Origin of the sequence: Rhodococcus sp. AW25M09 (genome assembly GCF_000333955.1) — a bacterium.
Classification (GTDB): Bacteria; Actinomycetota; Actinomycetes; order Mycobacteriales; family Mycobacteriaceae; genus Rhodococcoides.
Genome location: NZ_CAPS01000096.1, coordinates 20329 through 38299, shown reverse-complemented (window position 1 = coordinate 38299; position 17971 = coordinate 20329). Strand labels below are relative to the sequence as shown.

Below are 17971 nucleotides of genomic sequence, written 5' to 3'. Positions count from 1 at the left end.
AAAGGGCCTCGACGATCGAGAAGATCAGAGATTGACCTTCTCCGGTCCGGCCGAGGACGGCGGCACCGCGGTTCGCCGATCCGGTTCGGCTGCTGCCGCAGGTGAGTCTGCCGCGGATGGCACTCGTCGAGAGCGCCGAGAAGCAGCGAGGGCGCAGAGCAAGGCACCGAAGAAGACCGCTCGCTCCAAGCGCAAGAAGTAGTGGACGGCGGTCGCGTCACCGCCGAGGGGGTTCCTACCCCACGCGCAACGACGTGACCGTCCACCCGGGACGGCGCGGATCGATCGCCAACTCGATTCGGCCGGCGAAAGCGAACATCCGCGGCCCGCGCGTGTACGAGCCGAAGATCTCTGCGGAGACTTCCGACTGGTACACCACGTGCACGCGGTGTACCGCAGCGAAGCCGAGCCGTCGTCCCGGCGGCGGATTGCGCACGATCGTGCGCACCAGGTCGATCGTCGAGGCAGTGAACAACGCCGATAGTTGATCGGCGCTTCGTCGACGATCGATCACCTCGATGAGCATGCGCATCGCGCGGTCGGCGGTCGAGCGCGCATCGGCGGGTACGGTAGGTCGACCGGCGGCCGGCTCGGTGCGCCGTCGAGATCGACTGCTGCGCAACGACGGTCGGTGTCTGACCGGTGTCGGTTCGGCGTTCGCGACGCGATCGCACGTGTGCACAGTGCTGGACGAGAGCGGGGGCTCGAACGGAGCGGCACGCGAGAGGAAACAGTGGTGTTCGGCGCGCAGCCGTGGGTCCTGCCCGGCCCCGTCGGTGGTGTTCGGTGGCTCGTTCGATTCGATGACGCTCACACCGACATTGACGGTCTCCGGCGTCGTTCGGTTCCCTGTCGAATCGGTGAGGTTCTCGCGACACGAGTCCTCGAACGGTGCCGCGACCGATGATGCTCGGGCACGTACTCTAGGTTCGAGCACATCGCGCTCACGACCACAGGGGCGAGCGCGTACTTCAGACGAGGACGGGGACTGGAATACGCGATGGCGACCAGGCTGACATTGCAGGATGCGTCGTTCTACTTTCTCGAGGCCAGCAGCAGCCCCATGCACCTCGGCTCGCTCGCGATCTTCCGTACCCCTCGGAGCGGTTTCAGCTACGAGCGGTTGCTGTCGCTGGTCGAGCAGCGTTTGGCATTGGTTCCCCGCTATCGGCGAAAGGTCCGCGAGGTCGCCTTCGGCCTGGCCCGGCCGGTGTGGGTCGACGACGCAGATTTCGACATCACGTACCACATCCGGCGCTCGGCGCTCCCGAAACCGGGTTCGGACGACCAGCTGCACGATCTGATCGCGCGGCTGACGTCACGCCCTCTCGATCGCACCCGCCCGCTGTGGGAGATGTACCTGGTCGAGGGGCTGTCGAAGAATCGTTTCGCCATCTTCACCAAGTCGCATTCGGCGTTGGTCGACGGCGAGCACGCCCTCGACATCGGTCAGGTCATCCTCGACGCGAGCAAGAATCCTCCGCCGATGGCCGAGGAGCTGTGGATGCCTGCGCGCGAGCCGAAGGATTCGGTGTTGGTCATCGACGCGCTGACCGAGTTGGTGGTGCGACCGGGGGAGAGCATCGAGGCTCTGCGTGGCGCGATGAACAGCGTGGCGGGGGTCGCAGGTGACGCAGTGCGCGCCGCAGGCAAGGTTGCGGCCGTGCTGCGCACCGCGACACAGAGCGCTCCGTCGAGTCCGCTCAACGCCCCGATCTCGCGAAACCGTAGATTCGCGGTGGCCAAGACCGAGCTGTCGGACTATCGCAAAATCCACAACAGGTTCGGGTGCTCGATCAACGACGTGGTGCTCGCGGTGGTCACCGGAGCACTTCGAAACTGGCTGCTTTCGCGCGGCGAACCGGTCACGGCCTCCTCGACGGTGCGGGCCATGGTGCCGATGTCGGTGTACGTCTCCGCTGATCGTGTCGGTTTCGGAGAGGTGATCGACCGACCGATCGAGCCGGACGAGGACGATCGCAGCGAGGTCTCGTCCTTTCTCGTCGACCTGCCCGTCGGTGAGTCGAATGCAGTGGTTCGGCTGTCACACATCGCACACGCCACCGAGGCGCATGCCCATCAGAGTCGCGGCGTCACGGCTCAGACGCTGATGCGTATCTCCGGATTTGCTCCTGCGAGTCTGCATGCGATGGGGGTGCGGGCGGGTAGCCGCCTGTCTCAGCGGGTGTTCAATCTGATCGTCACCAACGCGCCCGGACCGCAATTTCCGCTCTACGTGGGTGGTGCGCGCATGCTCGAGATGTACCCGGTCTCGCCGCTGTTCGAGAACCAGGCGTTGAGTATCGGGTTGACGTCGTACGACGGCTTCGTGTTCTTCGGGCTGAACGCCGATCGAGGTGCCATGCCCGACGTGGACGTCGTGACGGCGTTGTTGCACGAGGCGCTGGAAGAATTGGTCGACGCGAGTAACGAATCGAGAGTGTGAGGTCTTCTGCAATGCGAGTCTATGTTCCGGCGACGCTGGAGTTCTTGAAGGTGTTGTCGGCGGAGGGCGAGTTCAGCCCGGTCTCGCGGACGGCCTTCGCGGTGACGCCGACGCTGCGTGAGTCCTACTCCTCCGGCGACGACGAGGAGCTGGCCGAAGTGGCGATGGGGGAGGCGGCACGTGCCTCGCTGCGGTTGATCGCTGCGGCCGTCGACGACGAAGCCGACACCGGGACGGTCGCCGAGGGGGTGGTGTATCGGCGCGCGGTGATCGCCGCCGATGTGGACGACCCCACTCTGCGACCCGATCTCGACGATGCCGTCGTTCGGTTGAAGGAACCCTTGCGCATGGATCAGGTCGCGTCGGTGCACGTCGACCTCGAAGGTGCCGAAGCGGCGGTCGCCAAGGCCGTGGTAGCGGTCGACGCTGCGGACATGGGCGATGTAGACGCGGAATTCGTGCTGGGAGACGCCGAGGATCACACGCTGGCGTGGTACGCCCCGCAGGAGTTGTCATTTCTGCTCGAGCTGCTCTGATTCCGCTGTGATCGTTCCCGCAGGATCATGGTGAAGGTGCCCCTTCCCCCGAACCTACGGTAGCGTAACCTCGATGGCCGTATGCGGCTCAGTGTCTCGATCGAGGGGATGGAACACCCGATGGATCTGAAGAAATGGCTGGAAGCTCCTGCGGCCGGCGTCTCGGCACCCAGGCGTCCCAGACTGAACATGGTGCGTGGTGCCTTCACCCGCATCACCACTCCGTTGTTGCCGGACGACTACCTACATCTGGCCAATCCACTGTGGTCGGCTCGTGAACTGCGGGGCCGCATCGTACGAGTGGAGAAGGAGACGGCCACTGCGGTGACACTGGTGATTCGTCCCGGTTGGGGCTTCAACTTCGATTATCAGCCGGGTCAGTACATCGGAATCGGCTTGCACCTCGGCGGACGGTGGCATTGGCGGTCGTATTCGTTGACCTCGCCGCCGAACTGGGAAGACAAGCTGATCTCCATCACCGTCAAGGCGATGCCCGAGGGTTTTCTGTCCTCGCACCTCGTCGGCGGAGTTCCTCAGGGGACGATCGTTCGACTGGCCGCTGCGAAGGGCAATTTCGCCTTGCCGGTGCCGCCGCCGAACAAGATCCTGTTCGTGACCGCCGGTAGTGGCATCACCCCGGTCATTTCGATGCTCCGGGCACTCGATCGGCACGGGGACATGCCGGACACGGTGCACATCCACTCGGCCCCCACCGAGGACGAGGTCATGTTCGCCGCCGAGCTCAGCGCGTTGGAGAAGTCTCATCCCAACTTCACCTCGCATGTGCAGTTGACGCGATCCGACGGCAAGTTCGCGCTTGCCTCGCTCGACGCGCTCTACCCCGATTGGCGCACGCGCGATACCTGGGCCTGTGGCCCCGCGGCCCTGCTCGAGGAAATCGAGAAGACGTGGAAGCGTGAGGGAATCGAGGACAAGCTTCACCTCGAGAGATTCGAGATCTCCCGGGCCGACACGTCCGGAGCCGGCGGTACCGTCACGTTCTCGAAATCGGACAAGAAGGTCGCTGTCGACGGGGCAACGAGCCTGCTCGAAGCCGGCGAGAGTCTCGGCGTTCAGATGCCGTTCGGCTGCCGGATGGGTATCTGCCAGACATGTGTGGTCCCGTTGACAGCAGGGCACGTCATCGACCTTCGTTCCGGCAAGGAGCACGGTGAGGGTGATCGTGTGCAGACGTGCATTTCCGCCGCTGCCGGCGACTGCACATTGGAACTGTAGGTCTGCTTTTCGCACACTGCCTTCTCAGGCTGTTCGGTTACGCTTACGTAGGTTGCCCACGCTGAAACCTGATTTTTCGGGCACTGCACTCAACTGTTGGAGGACCCGGTGGCCATCACCGATATCAAAGAGTTCGCGCACCTGAGCGAAGCTGACATGGAAGCGTTCGGGCGCGAGCTCGACGCAATTCGTAGAGACGTCGAGGACAGCCGCGGCGAACGCGATGCCGCATACATCCGCCGAACCATCCGACTGCAGCGACTGTTGGAACTCGGTGGCCGCGCTGTGTTGCTCGGTAGCAAATATCGACCGGCGTGGCTTGCCGGGACAGCGATGCTCAGTGTCGCCAAGATCATCGAGAACATGGAACTCGGCCACAACGTGATGCACGGCCAGTGGGACTGGATGAACGACCCGGAGATCCATTCGGTGTCGTGGGAATGGGACCAGACCGGACCGTCCGAGCAATGGAAACGTGCCCACAACTACTCGCACCACACCTACACCAATATCGTCGGCATGGACGACGATATCGGCTTCGGCATTCTGCGTATGACGCGGGACGAGCCGTGGAAACCGATCAATCTCGCTCAGCCGCTTGCGAACATCGTGCTGGCGACGACGTTCGAGTGGGGCATCGCCCTGCACGATTACGACGCGCAGAAGCAGCTGGACGGCGACAACGAAAAGGGTCTGCTGAAGTCACCGGCGACCCGTGCTTTCGCGCGCAAGATCGCCAAGCAGGTCGGCAAGGACTTCGTGTTCTTCCCGGCTATATCCGGCCCGGCGTGGAAGTCGACGCTGACCGCCAATGCCACGGCAAACCTGGTTCGGAACCTGTGGGCCTACGCGGTGATCTTCTGTGGTCACTTCCCGGACGGTGCCGAGAAGTTCACGATGGGCCAGTTCGAGACCGAGACGCGTCCCGAGTGGTACCTGCGCCAGATGCTCGGTAGTGCCAACTTCGAGGCGGGTCCGGTCATGGCTTTCATGAGCGGCAACCTGTGCTACCAGATCGAGCATCACATGTTTCCGGACCTCCCGAGCAACCGGTACTCGGAGATCTCCGAGAAGGTGCATGCCCTGTGCGAGAAGTACGACTTGCCCTACACGACCGGCTCGCTCGGTAAGCAGTACCTGTTGGCGCTGCGGACGATTCACAAGCTCTCTCTCCCCGACAAGTGGCTACGCGCCACGTCCGACAACGCCCCCGAGACGTCGTCCGAGCGGCGCTGGCGGGTAGGCGAGTCGCCTGCCGTCCATGCGCTGCGGATCGACCCGCTCACCGGGCAACGTCGAGGACTGCGTTCGGCCATGCAGGAGGCACGAGTGGGATTGCGGAACGCCAAGAAGGAAGCCAAGCGACAGGCGAAGGCTCTGCGTCATTCGGTTGACCGTACCGAGTTGTGAATCGTCACACAGATTCGTGGCCGCAACCTACGCGACCGTAACTTACGATACGGTAGGTGACGGAATTGCACATGGCACGTCATCGAACGCCGTGTGTTCACGACTGCCAGGAGGTTGTATCCATGGCGATTACGGACATCAAGGAATACGCGCATCTGACCGATGCTGATATCGAAGCGCTGGGCCACGAGCTCGATGCGATTCGTCGTGATATCGAGGCATCCCGCGGTGAACGCGACGCCAGATACGTGAAGAACACCATTCGTCTGCAACGGTCCCTCGACATCGGCGGTCGGGCACTGTTGTTCGCCAGTCGTCGTCGACCGGCGTGGCTCGCAGGCACTGCCATGCTCGGGGTCGCCAAGATCATCGAGAACATGGAACTGGGCCACAACGTCATGCATGGCCAGTGGGACTGGATGAACGATCCCGAGATTCACTCCACCTCGTGGGAGTGGGACAACACGGGGCCGTCGGCGCACTGGAAGCAGACGCACAACTACATCCATCACAAGTACACGAACATTCTGGGCATGGACGACGACGTGGGCTATGGCCTGCTCCGTGTCACCCGGGACCAACGGTGGAAGCCGTTCAACCTCGCCAATCCCGTCTTCAACTTGCTGCTGCAGTTGTTCTTCGAGTACGGCGTGGCATTGCAGCACCTCGAACTGGGCAAGGTTGCCAAGGGGCGAGTGCCGCGCGAGGAGTTCGAGCAGAAGCGTCGCGAGGTGCTCGAGAAGGTCGGCAAGCAGGTCGGCAAGGATTACATTCTGCACCCGCTGCTGACCGGTCCCGCGTGGAAGAGCACGTTGACAGCGAACATCGCCGCCAACATGATGCGCAACGTGTGGACGAACACCGTGATCTTCTGCGGACACTTCCCGGACGGCGCCGAGAAGTTCACCAAGTCCGACATGGAGGGCGAGACGCAGGGTCAGTGGTACCTGCGTCAGATGCTCGGTAGCGCGAACTTCAACGCGGGCCCCGTCATGGAATTCATGAGCGGTAACCTGTGCTACCAGATCGAGCACCATCTCTTCCCCGATCTCCCCAGCAACCGCCTGCGGGAAATCAAGGTTCGAGTGCTCGAACTCGCAGAGAAGTACGACCTGCCGTACACGACAGGCTCGATCGTCCATCAGTACTTCTTGTCCTGGCGGACCATTGCGAAGCTGTCGCTGCCCAACAAGTACTTGAAGGCAACCAGCGACGACGCTCCGGAAACCGCATCGGAACGTAAGTTCGCCGACGCTCCGGCGGGGCTGTTCACGGTCGATCCCGAGACCGGCAAGCGCCGTGGTTTGCGAACCGCCATCGCGGAAACGAAGAAGCGCAGGAGAACTCGTAGGCCGGTCGGTACGGCCGCGTAGGCACCCGGACTGCGCGCAGGCCTGGTGGTAGCCGACCCCGAGGGGCGGTTGCTACCAGGCCTCGTTCGTTCGAACGGCTTCGAGGAGTAGGCGCACGGCAGCAACGCGTCGAGCTGCGTCGCCGGTGAGTGTGTCGAGGGCGCATTCGGGGTCGGCCGGAGGGCCGAGGTGAGTGCACCCCCGCGGACAGTCCTCGATCGTGTCGGCGAGGTCCGAGAAGGCCGCGACGACGTTCGCCGGCGAGATGTGCGCCAATCCGAACGATCGGATGCCAGGCGTGTCCACCACCCAACCGCCGCCGGGCAGCGGTAGCGCCACCGACTGTGTCGAGGTGTGACGTCCCTTTCCCACGCCCGACACCACCCCGGTCGCACGATAGGCGTCGGGCACCAACCTGTTGACGAGAGTGGACTTCCCGACTCCGGAGTGTCCGATCAGTGCGGTCACCTCGTTCGTCAGCATGGCCGTCAGTTCGGTGAGGTCTTCGGACTGACCCGCCAGCACCACCGGGACGTCGAGATCTGCGAACGCCGCAGTGAATTCCTCGGGTGCTGCCAGGTCGCTCTTGGTCAGGCACAGCACTGGTTGGAGGCCGCCGACGTACGCGGCCACCAGTGCTCGTTCGACGAAGCCGGTGCGCGGCGGTGGGTCTGCGAGAGCCGCGACGATGAGCAATCGGTCCGCATTGGCCACCACGACGCGCTCGAACGGGTCCGTGTCATCGGCGGTACGCCGCAGCACCGTGCGGCGCTCGGCCACGCGCACTATTCGAGCCAGGGTGTCCACCTTGCCCGACAGGTCTCCGACGATGCCGACTTCGTCGCCCACCACTATCGGAGTTCGGCCCAGCTCGCGGGCGCGCATCGTCACGACCGGTCTGGACGGGTCTCCGCCGAGCACACATCCCCACCGGCCGCGGTCGACGGAGACGACCATGCCGGCTTCGGCGTCGTTGTGTTCGGGGCGAGTCTTGGTGCGCGGACGTGAGCTCTTGCCCGGCCGGATACGAACGTCGGACTCGTCGTACCGACGCGCGGTCAGGAGCCGACCCCGCTCGGTGTCGGCGTGGACAGCATTGCGTCCCAAAGCTTTTCGAAATCGGGGAGGGTCTTGGCGGTAGTGCCGATATCGTCCACCTCGACACCGGGTACGCGCAGTCCGATGATGGCACCCGCCGTGGCCATTCGGTGGTCGGCGTACGAGTGCCAGTTGCCGCCGTGCAGCGGTGCCGGATCGATGCGGATACCGTCGTCGGTTTCGACAGCTCGACCGCCGAGTCGCACGATCTCGGTCGTCAGCGCCGCGAGTCGGTCGGTCTCGTGACCACGTAGGTGGGCGATGCCGCGCAGAATCGACGGCCCGTCGGCGAGAGCGGCGAGCGCCGCGACGGTGGGGGTCAACTCGCCGACATCGTGGAGGTCGAAGTCGATGCCGCGCAACGTATCCGGGCCCTCGACGGTCAGGATGCCGGCGCTCAGCTCGACCCGAGCGCCCATCCTGGCGAGTATCTCGCGGATCGCGTCACCGGGCTGAGTGGTCGATTGTGGCCAATTGGGAACGCGCACCACGCCTTTCGTGACCGCCGCCGCGGCCAGGAAAGGGGTGGCGTTGGACAGGTCAGGCTCGATGCTCCACTCGATCGGCGTGACCGGACCCGGGTGCACACGCCAGGTGTTCGCGTCGCCGCTCTCGGGGGTGTCCACCCGCACGCCGGCCCGCCGCAGCATCTCCACGGTCATGTCGATATGTGGCATGGACGGAACGGGCTTGCCGATGTGGTGGATTTCTATGCCCTCGTCGAATGCCGCGGCCGAGAGCATCAGACCCGAGACGAACTGCGAGGATCCCGAGGCGTCGATCTCGACCGGCCCGCCGCGAAGCGAGCCCGTGCCGCGCATCGTGAACGGCAGCGCGCTGCCCTGGACGTCGGCTCCTACGGCGCGCAGTGCGTCGAGGATCGTGTCCAGCGGGCGGATGCGGGCCTGCTCGTCACCGTCGAACGACACCTCGCCGTCGGCGAGTGCGGCCAGTGGCGGCACGAAGCGCATCACGGTTCCGGCCAGCCCGCACTCCACCGCTCCGCCGCTTAGCGGAGCCGGATCGACGTGCAGTGCCGTTCTGTCGTCATCGGCGGCGGTGATCCCGATCCCCAGTGTTGTCAGAGCGTCGATCATGAGGTCGGTGTCACGGCTTCGCAGGGCACCGGTGATCGTCGACGGGCCCGATGCCAGGGAAGCGATGATCAGTGCGCGATTGGTAATCGATTTCGATCCGGGCAGAGTGACTGTCGCGTCGACGGGTGCGACGGCGGCGGGGGCTGTCCAATTGCTCACCTGTACATCTTCGCTCATTCGGAATCAGCGCGTCGCGATGGGCGCGGATGTGGCGCGGGTGAGCCGGACGAGATCGACCGGGTCCAGTTCGATTTCGAGTCCTCGGCGCCCTCCGCTGCACAGCACCGTCTCGAACCCCAGCGCTGAGTCGTCGATCGCCGTGGGAAGGAACCTGCGCTGTCCCAGAGGGGAAATTCCACCGAAGACGTATCCCGAGGACCGTTCGGCGGCAGCCCTGTCGGCCAGTGTGATCTTTCTGGTAGCCAGGGCGGTCGCCGCTGCCTTGAGCGAGAGCGTGGTCGTGACCGGGACGAGTGCCACGGCCAGCGAACGGTCGGCACGTTGGACGATCAGGGTCTTGAAGACTCGTTCGGGTCGAACTCCGAGGCGTTCGACGAGTATCTGCGCCGCCTCCTCACCGTAGGACTGGACTCGCGAATCGTGGTCGTACGAGTGCACGGTGTGCGCCACCTTCTGTCTGGTGAGCAGCGCGAGAGCGGGTGTGGACGTGGCCATCAACGGGACTCTAGCGATCCGGCGGGAACACGTCGGCGCAGAGCTGTGTTGTGCAACAACAGATACGTCTACTGGCGGAAGGAACGAACAATGGCACTGCTGACCGCGGAACGTCCTCTGGCTCTGGCGGAGGTGATCTCCTCGCGGAAGCCGGCCTCGGGCGCGGTAGCCTGGACGGCGGAAGCTACCGAAGGGATCAGCGTGACAGAACCCAGGACTCCCGGTGCAGCGGCCACTGCAATCGAGGACGAGAAGGCCATCGCGGAGCAGCGGGCAGCCGAGACCGAGGCTCAGCTGACCGAGCGCTTCGAGCGGGACGCGCTGCCGATGCTGGATCAGCTGTACGGCGCGGCACTGCGGATGACGCGTAACCCTGCCGACGCCGAGGACCTGGTTCAGGAGACGTTCGTGAAGGCCTACTCGGCTTTCCGATCGTTCCGCGATGGCACGAATCTCAAAGCGTGGCTCTATCGCATCCTGACCAACACCTACATCAATTCTTATCGCAAGAAGCAGCGTCAGCCCGCCCAGTACCCGACCGACGAGATCAGCGACTGGCAGCTCGCAGCCACCGCGGAGCACACGTCGACCGGACTGCGTTCTGCCGAGGTCGAGGCGCTGGACGCCTTGCCCGACGACGACATCAAGGCGGCCTTGCAGTCTCTGCCCGAAGAGTTTCGGATGGCCGTCTACTACGCCGACGTCGAGGGATTTCCCTACAAGGAGATCGCCGAGATCATGGGTACTCCCATCGGTACGGTGATGTCGCGTCTGCACCGCGGACGCAAGCAGCTGAGGGGTTTGTTGGCCGGTGTCGCGCGCGAGCGGGGCTTCAACCGGGACGGCGCAGTCGATCGGCACGAGCAGGAGGTAGTCCAGTGACGGGCACCGGCAACACCGACGGAAGCGAACAGTTCGAGCGACTCGATTGCTCGGCGGTCATTGCAGACGTATGGATCATGCTCGACAACGAGTGTGACGAGGCCAGCAGATCTCGCCTACAGAAGCACATCGACGAGTGCGGGTCGTGCTTCGAGGCCTACGGGATCGAAGAGAAGGTCAAGCGGCTGATCTCACGCAAATGCGGAGGAGATCAGGCACCTGCAGGTCTGCGCGAACGACTGAGCGTCGAAATCAGGCGAACCGTATTGACTCGCCGGATCGACTCCGAATAGTCCAGGGCTCCGAAGGGCCTACCAACCGGCGAGGGGCCGAGAAGCACATGCTTCTCGGCCCCTCGCGGCGTGTGGCAAACCGTCAGCTGTTCGGACGTTTGCCGTGGTTGGCCTTGTTGCCCTTACGAGCACGCTTCTTACGTCCACGCTTTCCCATGATGGGCTCCTCTCGTTTGTTCACTACAGTCTCCCACGTGTGATTGGCTTACTGTGACGGGCCTGGTCCCCAGCGGGTGTCCGGCGCAGTTCTTGGTGACGTGAGAAAGGGGTTCGCCGATGTCCGAGGACGTCCGAGCGGAGATGGTGTCCACCGTGTTTCAGGTGGTCGTGGCCAGAGGTGACGCAGTCGAGGTGGGTGACACCCTCGTGATCCTGGAGTCCATGAAGATGGAAATTCCGGTGCTGGCCGAGACTGCAGGGACGGTCACGTCCGTGGACGTCGCGGTGGGCGACGTCATTCAACAGGGCGACCTCATCGCTGTGGTGTCCTGATCCGCGGTTGTGTGAGACCTCGTGTCGACCCTCAGTGACCTGCTGGCCGAACACACCGACCTTCCCGGTGTTGCGGTCGACCATCTGCAGCGAGTGGTGGGGGAGTGGCAACTGTTGGCCGACCTGTCCTTCGCCGACGTGCTGTTGTGGGTCGGAACCGACGATGTGGCCAGTGAGAACGCCGACGTGTTGTGTGTGGCTCAGTGCCGTCCGACAACCGCGCCGACAGTGTTCACGCACGACATCGTGGGCACGACCATCTCCGAGTCGGAGCACCCGGATGTGATGGTTGCGCTGCAGCAGCGTGAGATCGTTCGAGGAGGCGTCCTGACGCGAAGTGAGAGCATTCCGGTGCGGTGTGGCGAGCACGTGATCGCGGTGCTGACGCGGGATACCGACCCGGCTCAGCTTCGGCCGCAGAGTGCGCTGGAGGTGGCCTACCGAGAATGCGCCGACGACCTCTGTCTGATGATCAGCGAGGGCACGTTTCCCACACCGGAAGAGCGCACCGATGTGAACTCGTCGCCTCGAGCAGGCGATGGGTTTATCCGCGTCGACACCGAAGGTCGGGTGGACTACGCCAGTCCCAACGCACTCTCTGCCTATCACCGGATGGGACTGACGACGGAACTGTCGGGTCGCGATCTGGCGTCGATCACCCGGTCGCTGGTCACCGACCCGTTCGACTCACAAGAGGTTGCCGACCATATTCGGTCGTCGCTCAGTGGCAACGTGGGCCATCGGATGGAGGTCGACGCTCGCGGTGCCACCGTTCTCGTGCGCACGCTGGCGTTGCAGCCCCGTGGGCGGTCCGCAGGTGCGGCGGTGCTGGTCCGAGATGTCACCGAGGTGAAGCGACGCGATCGTGCCCTGCTCAGCAAGGATGCGACCATCCGGGAGATTCACCATCGGGTGAAGAACAATCTGCAGACCGTGGCGGCCCTGCTCCGGCTACAGTCTCGTCGACTCGAGAACGAGGAAGCGCGCACTGCGTTGTCCGAATCGGTCCGTCGGGTGACGTCCATCGCCGTGGTGCACGAAATGTTGTCGATGTCGGTGGACGAGGAGATCGATCTCGACGAGATAGTCGATCGATTGGTACCGATCATGCTCGACATCGCGACGGTCAATCCGCGGGTACGAGTGGTACGCGAGGGCAAGCTCGGAGTCTTCTCGGCAGAGCGAGCCACTCCGTTGGTGATGGTGCTGACCGAACTGGTTCAGAACGCGATGGAGCACGGTTTCGACGCCGGATCGGCCGGCGTGGTGAGAATCAGCGCCGATCGTTCGGCGAAATGGCTGGATGTGGTCATCCACGACGACGGACGCGGCCTACCGAGCGGGTTTTCGCTGGAGCGCTCGGACGGGCTCGGATTGCAGATCGTCCGCACGCTCGTCTCGGTCGAGCTCAACGGATCGCTCGGGCTGCATCCGGCAGCGGGCGGGGGCACGGACGCGATGTTGAGGGTTCCGCTGGGACGGCGGATGCCCAGGCCCTGACGCTCGTTCGGTGAATATTGAGTTACGTGAGCCGAGCGGCTCACCGCACGCGGAAGGCCCGGCACCCGCTGCTGCGGATACCGGGCCTTGTCGAGTTGCTGCGAAAGCGTCTCAGACGGTGCTGCGTGCGCGCGTACGTGCATTGCGTCGCTTGAGCGCACGGCGCTCGTCTTCACTCATTGCGCCCCATACTCCAGCATCTTGGCCGGATTCGAGTGCCCAGGACAGGCATTCAGCGGTGACGGGGCACCGAGTACAGACGACTTTGGCATCGGCGATCTGCGCGAGAGCCGGGCCACTGTTTCCCACCGGGAAAAATAGTTCCGGGTCTTCATCGCGACAAATAGCCTTGTGGCGCCAGTCCATCCTCTGCTCCTTACCGGGCGCCGGAGCGCCGTTTCGTTTCTCTTCTGTTCACGAGTGGGTAACCAATGTTTCCGCACTGTTGCTTGTGAATGCTTTCACGAACTCAGGTGAAGTCAAGGGATACGCGCGTGACCGTGGTCAAGCTCACTCTGTTAGGCTCGCTTTAGCCTTCTGCGCTCCTTTGTACCCTGAGCGGACAGATTTCGCTCGTGTTTACGCAGGCTGGTGTTTTTCAGGCCCGTGTTCTCTCGGGCCAGTAACCGCCCAATGGAAATGCGCTCAGTGCTCGTCCGTGCCCGCAGCGGCCACCGATCACGCGTTCGGGGCGACGACCTCGAGCGCGTCGGGGGTGGAGAAGAACTCCGCTTCCGTGCGTTCGCCCAAGTAATCCCCATCCATCTGCAAGCCGACCGGCTCCGTCGAAGAAATTCGGACACTCGGAACGTCGTCGATACGAATCAGCTTGCGAGACTTCGGTTCCGCTCCCTTGGACAGCAACTGGCGCGACACCCGCAGCGTGGGCAACAGAGCAGTCGAATGCATCGCGAACAGGCCCAGACCCGAGTCGAAACCAGTGCCGGGGTTGGTGTGCACCGGCCGTTCGTTCAGATACGTCCACGGACTCGAATTCGACACGAATGCATAATGCACCCCATCGAACCGATCCTGCCCGGGAACCTCCACCGTCAACCGCGCCGGCCGACGCTTGTTCTTGAAGAACTCCTGCACCGCCGACCGCAGATACCGCGTCGCGGACACCGGCTTGCCATCCTTGCGACTCGCATCGATCGCCCGGCACACATCGGCATCCAAGCCCATACCCGCATTGAAAGTGAACCAGCGATTGTCACAGTGCCCCAACCCGATCGTCCGCCGCGCCCGCGCATCGAACAGCCCGATCAGTTGATTCGTCGCCGCCACCGGATCGGCCTCGATACCGAGAGAACGCGCGAACACATTCGCACTACCGCCAGGAACGACCGCGATAGGAGGAATGGCACCGATCGTCACCGCCTGCATCGACGTCGGCAACGGCACCCCGAGCAAACCGTTGATCACCTCGTTGACCGTGCCGTCACCACCGTGCACGATCACCAGACCCACCCCGTCCTCACGGGCACCCCGAGCGAGCTCCGAGGCATGATCACGATGAGTCGTCTGCGCAACCGTCACCCGAACCCGGCTCGACAACGCATGAGCGAGCAGATCGCGAGCCGCAGCCGTCGTAGAAGTCGCATTGGGATTGACGATCAGCAGCGCACGCACGACTACTGACACTAACCGGGTCGTTCCGCAGGCTCCACTCCCGGTCTCACGGGTCGTTCCGCAGGCTCCACTCCCGGTTGCCTAGGCTGGTCGCGTGCCCACCACACCCGAGAACCTCACCCCGCCGGCCACGTTTCGATCCGCCGGGGTCCTCGTCGCAGCACAGGGCGCGGTTTCGTTGGTCGCCGCATTCGTGCTCCTCGTCCGTGCGGTCTCCGGCGAAGGAGACAACGCCGTCGCCAACGGCTACGGCACCGCTGGATGGTTCGGCGTACTGGGTGTCGGAGTCGGGGTTGCGGGAGTCGCACTGATTGTCGGTAAGCGTTGGGGCAGAGCTATCGCGACGGTCGTACAGCTGCTGTTGCTGCCCGTCGTGTGGTCCTTGCTGACCGGATCACATCAGACCCTCTACGGCGTCGTTCTCGGAGTCGCGGTCATCGGTGTGCTCGCTCTGCTGTTCAGCCCACCGTCCTCGCAGTGGATGGCAGCGGAGTACAGCGACGTCGACGACGATCTGGGCTGAACCGCACCCGTCACAGTGCCGTGGCGGCCAGCTCGGCCAACGCGCCCTCGCTCAACCGGAACGTGGTCCACTCGTCCTGTGGCTGTGCGCCCAACGACCGGTAGAAGCCGATCGACGGGGTGTTCCAGTCCAGAACCGACCAGGTCAGCCGCGTGTACTCGCGAGCGACGCATTCGGCAGCCAACGCGGCGAGCAGCGCAGTTCCGAAACCGCCTCCGCGCGCGGCAGGCTGCACGTACAGGTCCTCCAGATAGATTCCGTTGACGCCGTCCCACGTGGAGAAATTCAAGAACCAAAGAGCGCACCCCACCACGATTCCCTCGTGTTCGGCGACATGCGCGAACACCGAAGGCTGCGCACCGAACAGAGCCGCCTGAAGTTGCTCGTCTCGTACCGTGCACAGTGCCGACGACTTCTCGTACGCGGCCAGTTCGTGCACCAGAGCGGTGATGGCGGGAACATCGGCCTCGGCGGCGCGGCGGATCACCGTCCACCTCCCGTCCTGGTGCCGGCAGCGGTGAGAATCGATGGATGCACGTTGTGCGCGACGAGCTGGCGGAACGAGTGCTCGAAGCCGAGCAGTGAATATGCGGCGGGGGAGAGGGCGAAGCGTTTGCCTTCGGTGATCGGGGCCTCGGTCCAGCCGGCGATGAGTGCGCGGGAGAAGTGGCCGTGGCCGACGAGTACGACGTCGCGGCCGCTCAGCAGGGGAAGGACGACCGAGAGCACCAGCTCCACTCGCACGGCGATGTCACCGATCGACTCGCCACCCGGGCACGGGTGAGTCCACACGGTCCAGTGCGGCACCGTCTCGTGGATCTGATTCGATGTGAGGCCCTCGTAGTCCCCGTAGTCCCACTCCGACAGCGCATCCCAGGTTCGATCTATCTCCAGACCGGCGAGATCGGCGGTTCTGCGAGCACGCTCTCGCGGGCTCGATATCACCAGGGGATCGCGCAGCTGCAGCAGCCGCAGCAGGGATCCGGCGTCGACTGCCTGCTGTTCGCCGATGCTCGTGAGTGGGACGTCGGTGTTGCCGGTGTGCTTTCCGGCGAGGGCCCATTCGGTCTCCCCGTGACGGAGCAGAACAACTCGCCCGGCGTCAGCGGCGGCATGTGTAGTCATGACAACGATCATGCCTGTTCCGACGATGTGGCCTTTGTCATAGGCCACTCGCGCACGTGGTCCGAAAATTCCATTGAGCACAGACCGACTGGACCGTTAATCTCATCTGGATCTTCACCGCCCCGCGCGACATCCATACTGCCTGCCGTCACTTGGCCGCGGCAGGCCGCGTAGTTACCGATCGGGAGAAAAATGACCGACCTGCAGAAGCCCGCGGCGTCCGTCGCGCCGGAGAAACTCGACGGAGCGTTGTTGAAGATCGCGGGTGTCGTGGTGCTCGGCGCGATCATGTCGATTCTCGACGTCACCGTCGTCAGCGTCGCGCTCCGGACTTTCACCGACGTTTTCGACACGACCTACGCCAATGCTGCGTGGACGATGACGGGGTACACGCTCGCCCTGGCAACCGTCATACCCCTGACCGGCTGGGCGGCCGACCGCTTCGGAACCAAACGCCTCTACATCACCGCGCTCGTGCTGTTCGTCCTCGGTTCGGTGCTGTGCAGTTTCGCTTGGGACATCACATCACTGATCGTGTTCCGAGTGTTGCAGGGTCTCGGCGGCGGCATGCTGATGCCGCTCGGCATGACCATCATGACGCGCGCTGCCGGACCCGAACGTATCGGACGCGTGATGGCCGTGTTGGGAGTTCCGATGCTCATCGGTCCCATCGCAGGACCCATTCTCGGCGGTTGGCTGATCGAAGCGGCGAGCTGGCACTGGATCTTCCTCATCAACGTGCCGATCGGCATCATCGCGCTGGTCGCAGCAGTGGCGATCTTCCCCAAGGACAATCCGGCTCCGTCTCGATCCTTCGACTTCCGAGGCATGCTGATGCTCTCGCCCGGTCTCGCATTGTTCCTCTACGGCGCATCCTCGGTCGTCGAAACCGAAACCGTCCTGGCGGTGAAGGTGCTGGTTCCCGTCATCGTCGGCCTGGTGCTGATAGTCCTGTTCGTCTTCCATGCACTTCGGGTGGAGTATCCACTGATCGAGCTGCGGTTGTTCGAGAACCGGTCGCTGTCCGTATCGGTGATCACCACGACGCTGTTCATGGTCGCCTTCATGGGCGCAGGCCTGCTGTTCCCGAGTTATTTCCTGCTTCGCGGCGAATCGACTCTGTCTGCCGGGCTGCTGCTCGCACCGCAGGGAATCGGCGCGATGATCGCGATGCCGATCGCCGGTGTCATTGCCGACAGGACCGGCCCCGGTCGAATCGTGCTAGCGGGCTTGGTACTCATCACCGCAGGTATGGCGGTGTTCACCCAGGTGGGTACCAGTACGTCCTACACCTTGCTGATCGGTGCGCTGTTCGTCATGGGTCTGGGTCTCGGTTCGACGATGATGCCCATCATGACAGCAGCCCTGCAGACGCTGACCGACGAAACCGTCGCGCGGGGTTCGACCTTGATGAACATCGTCCAGCAAGCAGCCGGTTCGATCGGTACCGCTCTGATGTCGGTGGTGCTCACTGCTCAGCAGAAGCCTGCGCTGACCGCGACCAGCGAGGCAGAGGCCTTCGACATCTCGACGCGGGCGTTCGGTACCACCTTCATGGTTGCGCTGGTACTGATCGTGCTCACGTTCGTTCCCGCGTTCTTCCTGCCGCGAACCAAGCACGCCAGCGCGGGCACGGCAACACCGATCGCGCTGCATTGACGCGGCCGAGAGACG

At 63.8% G+C, this 17971-nt stretch carries 21 protein-coding genes; 12 read left to right on the top strand and 9 right to left on the bottom strand.

The features are described 5' to 3' along the window. A partial coding sequence (locus RHODMAR_RS19230; protein WP_042939889.1) for a hypothetical protein occupies window positions 1–202 on the top strand: 202 nt, incomplete at its 5' end. 33 nt (window positions 203–235) lie between these two features. Here RHODMAR_RS19230 and RHODMAR_RS19225 read toward each other — a convergent pair. After that, on the bottom strand, window positions 236–814 hold the full coding sequence (locus RHODMAR_RS19225) for an Rv3235 family protein (protein ID WP_008717758.1): 579 nt from the start codon (window positions 812–814) through the stop codon (window positions 236–238). A gap of 186 nt (window positions 815–1000) precedes the next feature. Between RHODMAR_RS19225 and RHODMAR_RS19220 the strand changes: the two genes are divergently transcribed. The 5 genes from RHODMAR_RS19220 to RHODMAR_RS19200 all read left to right on the top strand — a co-directional run bounded on the left by RHODMAR_RS19220 (window position 1001) and on the right by RHODMAR_RS19200 (window position 7001). Next, the gene (locus RHODMAR_RS19220) at window positions 1001–2446 is read left to right on the top strand and encodes a WS/DGAT/MGAT family O-acyltransferase (protein WP_008717756.1); all 1446 of its coding nucleotides are present in this window, start codon (window positions 1001–1003) and stop codon (window positions 2444–2446) included. A gap of 11 nt (window positions 2447–2457) precedes the next feature. Further along, window positions 2458–2982, top strand: coding sequence for a DUF6912 family protein (locus tag RHODMAR_RS19215; RefSeq protein ID WP_008717754.1), 525 nt, complete (start codon window positions 2458–2460; stop codon window positions 2980–2982). Between the two features lie 120 nt (window positions 2983–3102). After that, window positions 3103–4218 carry a ferredoxin reductase gene (locus RHODMAR_RS19210; RefSeq protein ID WP_042939898.1) on the top strand — a complete coding sequence of 372 codons (1116 nt, stop codon included), beginning with the start codon at window positions 3103–3105 and terminating at the stop codon, window positions 4216–4218. Between the two features lie 108 nt (window positions 4219–4326). Next, entirely contained in the window at window positions 4327–5628 is a 1302-nt protein-coding gene (locus RHODMAR_RS19205) for a fatty acid desaturase family protein (RefSeq protein WP_008717749.1), read from the top strand. Between the two features lie 122 nt (window positions 5629–5750). After that, window positions 5751–7001, top strand: a complete 1251-nt coding sequence (locus tag RHODMAR_RS19200) for a fatty acid desaturase family protein (RefSeq protein ID WP_008717747.1) — start codon at window positions 5751–5753, stop codon at window positions 6999–7001. 51 nt (window positions 7002–7052) lie between these two features. Here the strand turns inward: RHODMAR_RS19200 and rsgA are convergent, their stop codons facing one another. The 3 genes from rsgA to ybaK are packed head-to-tail and all read right to left on the bottom strand — an operon-like array spanning window position 7053 to window position 9850. Beyond that, complete coding sequence (rsgA, locus tag RHODMAR_RS19195; protein WP_008717745.1) at window positions 7053–8087, bottom strand: ribosome small subunit-dependent GTPase A; 1035 nt, start codon at window positions 8085–8087, stop codon at window positions 7053–7055. Next, window positions 8039–9352, bottom strand: coding sequence for a 3-phosphoshikimate 1-carboxyvinyltransferase (gene aroA, locus RHODMAR_RS19190; protein WP_008717743.1), 1314 nt, complete (start codon window positions 9350–9352; stop codon window positions 8039–8041). Before aroA ends, rsgA begins: the two co-directional genes overlap by 49 nt. Window positions 9353–9358: 6 nt before the next feature. Next, entirely contained in the window at window positions 9359–9850 is a 492-nt protein-coding gene (gene ybaK, locus RHODMAR_RS19185) for a Cys-tRNA(Pro) deacylase (protein ID WP_008717741.1), read from the bottom strand. Window positions 9851–9940: 90 nt separating this feature from the next. On the opposite strand from ybaK, the gene RHODMAR_RS19180 reads away from it, so the two are divergent. After that, entirely contained in the window at window positions 9941–10732 is a 792-nt protein-coding gene (locus RHODMAR_RS19180) for a sigma-70 family RNA polymerase sigma factor (RefSeq protein WP_008717739.1), read from the top strand. Then, the gene (rsrA, locus tag RHODMAR_RS19175) at window positions 10729–11025 is read left to right on the top strand and encodes a mycothiol system anti-sigma-R factor (protein WP_008717737.1); all 297 of its coding nucleotides are present in this window, start codon (window positions 10729–10731) and stop codon (window positions 11023–11025) included. The genes RHODMAR_RS19180 and rsrA overlap by 4 nt, the downstream gene beginning before the upstream one ends. 82 nt (window positions 11026–11107) lie before the next feature. On the opposite strand, the gene RHODMAR_RS29620 is transcribed toward rsrA, so the two are convergent. Then, window positions 11108–11182 carry a 50S ribosomal protein bL37 gene (locus tag RHODMAR_RS29620; RefSeq protein ID WP_370878772.1) on the bottom strand — a complete coding sequence of 25 codons (75 nt, stop codon included), beginning with the start codon at window positions 11180–11182 and terminating at the stop codon, window positions 11108–11110. Between the two features lie 119 nt (window positions 11183–11301). Between RHODMAR_RS29620 and RHODMAR_RS19170 the strand changes: the two genes are divergently transcribed. Both RHODMAR_RS19170 and RHODMAR_RS19165 read left to right on the top strand, forming a co-directional pair. Next, the gene (locus RHODMAR_RS19170) at window positions 11302–11517 is read left to right on the top strand and encodes a biotin/lipoyl-binding carrier protein (protein WP_008717734.1); all 216 of its coding nucleotides are present in this window, start codon (window positions 11302–11304) and stop codon (window positions 11515–11517) included. Window positions 11518–11538: 21 nt separating this feature from the next. Further along, complete coding sequence (locus tag RHODMAR_RS19165; RefSeq protein WP_008717732.1) at window positions 11539–13017, top strand: sensor histidine kinase; 1479 nt, start codon at window positions 11539–11541, stop codon at window positions 13015–13017. Between the two features lie 111 nt (window positions 13018–13128). Here RHODMAR_RS19165 and RHODMAR_RS27660 read toward each other — a convergent pair whose 3' ends face one another. Both RHODMAR_RS27660 and RHODMAR_RS19155 read right to left on the bottom strand, forming a co-directional pair. Then, on the bottom strand, window positions 13129–13383 hold the full coding sequence (locus RHODMAR_RS27660) for a WhiB family transcriptional regulator (RefSeq protein WP_008717730.1): 255 nt from the start codon (window positions 13381–13383) through the stop codon (window positions 13129–13131). A 312-nt stretch (window positions 13384–13695) separates the two neighbouring features. Further along, window positions 13696–14649 (bottom strand): diacylglycerol/lipid kinase family protein, encoded by a 954-nt coding sequence (locus RHODMAR_RS19155; protein ID WP_042939888.1) that lies wholly within the window; start codon window positions 14647–14649, stop codon window positions 13696–13698. 94 nt (window positions 14650–14743) lie between these two features. Between RHODMAR_RS19155 and RHODMAR_RS19150 the strand changes: the two genes are divergently transcribed. After that, complete coding sequence (locus RHODMAR_RS19150; protein ID WP_042939887.1) at window positions 14744–15172, top strand: hypothetical protein; 429 nt, start codon at window positions 14744–14746, stop codon at window positions 15170–15172. 10 nt (window positions 15173–15182) lie between these two features. On the opposite strand, the gene RHODMAR_RS19145 is transcribed toward RHODMAR_RS19150, so the two are convergent. Next, window positions 15183–15659 carry a GNAT family N-acetyltransferase gene (locus RHODMAR_RS19145; protein WP_008717726.1) on the bottom strand — a complete coding sequence of 159 codons (477 nt, stop codon included), beginning with the start codon at window positions 15657–15659 and terminating at the stop codon, window positions 15183–15185. Beyond that, window positions 15656–16297 carry an acid phosphatase gene (locus RHODMAR_RS19140; protein ID WP_232433713.1) on the bottom strand — a complete coding sequence of 214 codons (642 nt, stop codon included), beginning with the start codon at window positions 16295–16297 and terminating at the stop codon, window positions 15656–15658. The genes RHODMAR_RS19145 and RHODMAR_RS19140 overlap by 4 nt, the downstream gene beginning before the upstream one ends. 192 nt (window positions 16298–16489) lie before the next feature. Between RHODMAR_RS19140 and RHODMAR_RS19135 the strand changes: the two genes are divergently transcribed. Continuing rightward, window positions 16490–17956, top strand: a complete 1467-nt coding sequence (locus RHODMAR_RS19135; RefSeq protein WP_008717723.1) for a DHA2 family efflux MFS transporter permease subunit — start codon at window positions 16490–16492, stop codon at window positions 17954–17956. Window positions 17957–17971 lie beyond the last annotated feature (15 nt).

What these genes read in the sequence shown, in the direction of transcription:
- RHODMAR_RS19220 (WP_008717756.1), top strand. Translation starts at nt 1,001, where the DNA reads ATGGCGACCAGGCTGACATTGCAGGATGCGTCGTTCTACTTTCTCGAG.
- RHODMAR_RS19215 (WP_008717754.1), top strand. Translation starts at nt 2,458, where the DNA reads ATGCGAGTCTATGTTCCGGCGACGCTGGAGTTCTTGAAGGTGTTGTCG.
- RHODMAR_RS19210 (WP_042939898.1), top strand. Translation starts at nt 3,103, where the DNA reads ATGGATCTGAAGAAATGGCTGGAAGCTCCTGCGGCCGGCGTCTCGGCA.
- RHODMAR_RS19200 (WP_008717747.1), top strand. Translation starts at nt 5,751, where the DNA reads ATGGCGATTACGGACATCAAGGAATACGCGCATCTGACCGATGCTGAT.
- aroA (WP_008717743.1), bottom strand. Translation starts at nt 9,352, where the DNA reads ATGAGCGAAGATGTACAGGTGAGCAATTGGACAGCCCCCGCCGCCGTC.
- ybaK (WP_008717741.1), bottom strand. Translation starts at nt 9,850, where the DNA reads ATGGCCACGTCCACACCCGCTCTCGCGCTGCTCACCAGACAGAAGGTG.
- RHODMAR_RS19180 (WP_008717739.1), top strand. Translation starts at nt 9,941, where the DNA reads ATGGCACTGCTGACCGCGGAACGTCCTCTGGCTCTGGCGGAGGTGATC.
- RHODMAR_RS19170 (WP_008717734.1), top strand. Translation starts at nt 11,302, where the DNA reads ATGTCCGAGGACGTCCGAGCGGAGATGGTGTCCACCGTGTTTCAGGTG.
- RHODMAR_RS27660 (WP_008717730.1), bottom strand. Translation starts at nt 13,383, where the DNA reads ATGGACTGGCGCCACAAGGCTATTTGTCGCGATGAAGACCCGGAACTA.
- RHODMAR_RS19140 (WP_232433713.1), bottom strand. Translation starts at nt 16,297, where the DNA reads ATGACTACACATGCCGCCGCTGACGCCGGGCGAGTTGTTCTGCTCCGT.
- RHODMAR_RS19135 (WP_008717723.1), top strand. Translation starts at nt 16,490, where the DNA reads ATGACCGACCTGCAGAAGCCCGCGGCGTCCGTCGCGCCGGAGAAACTC.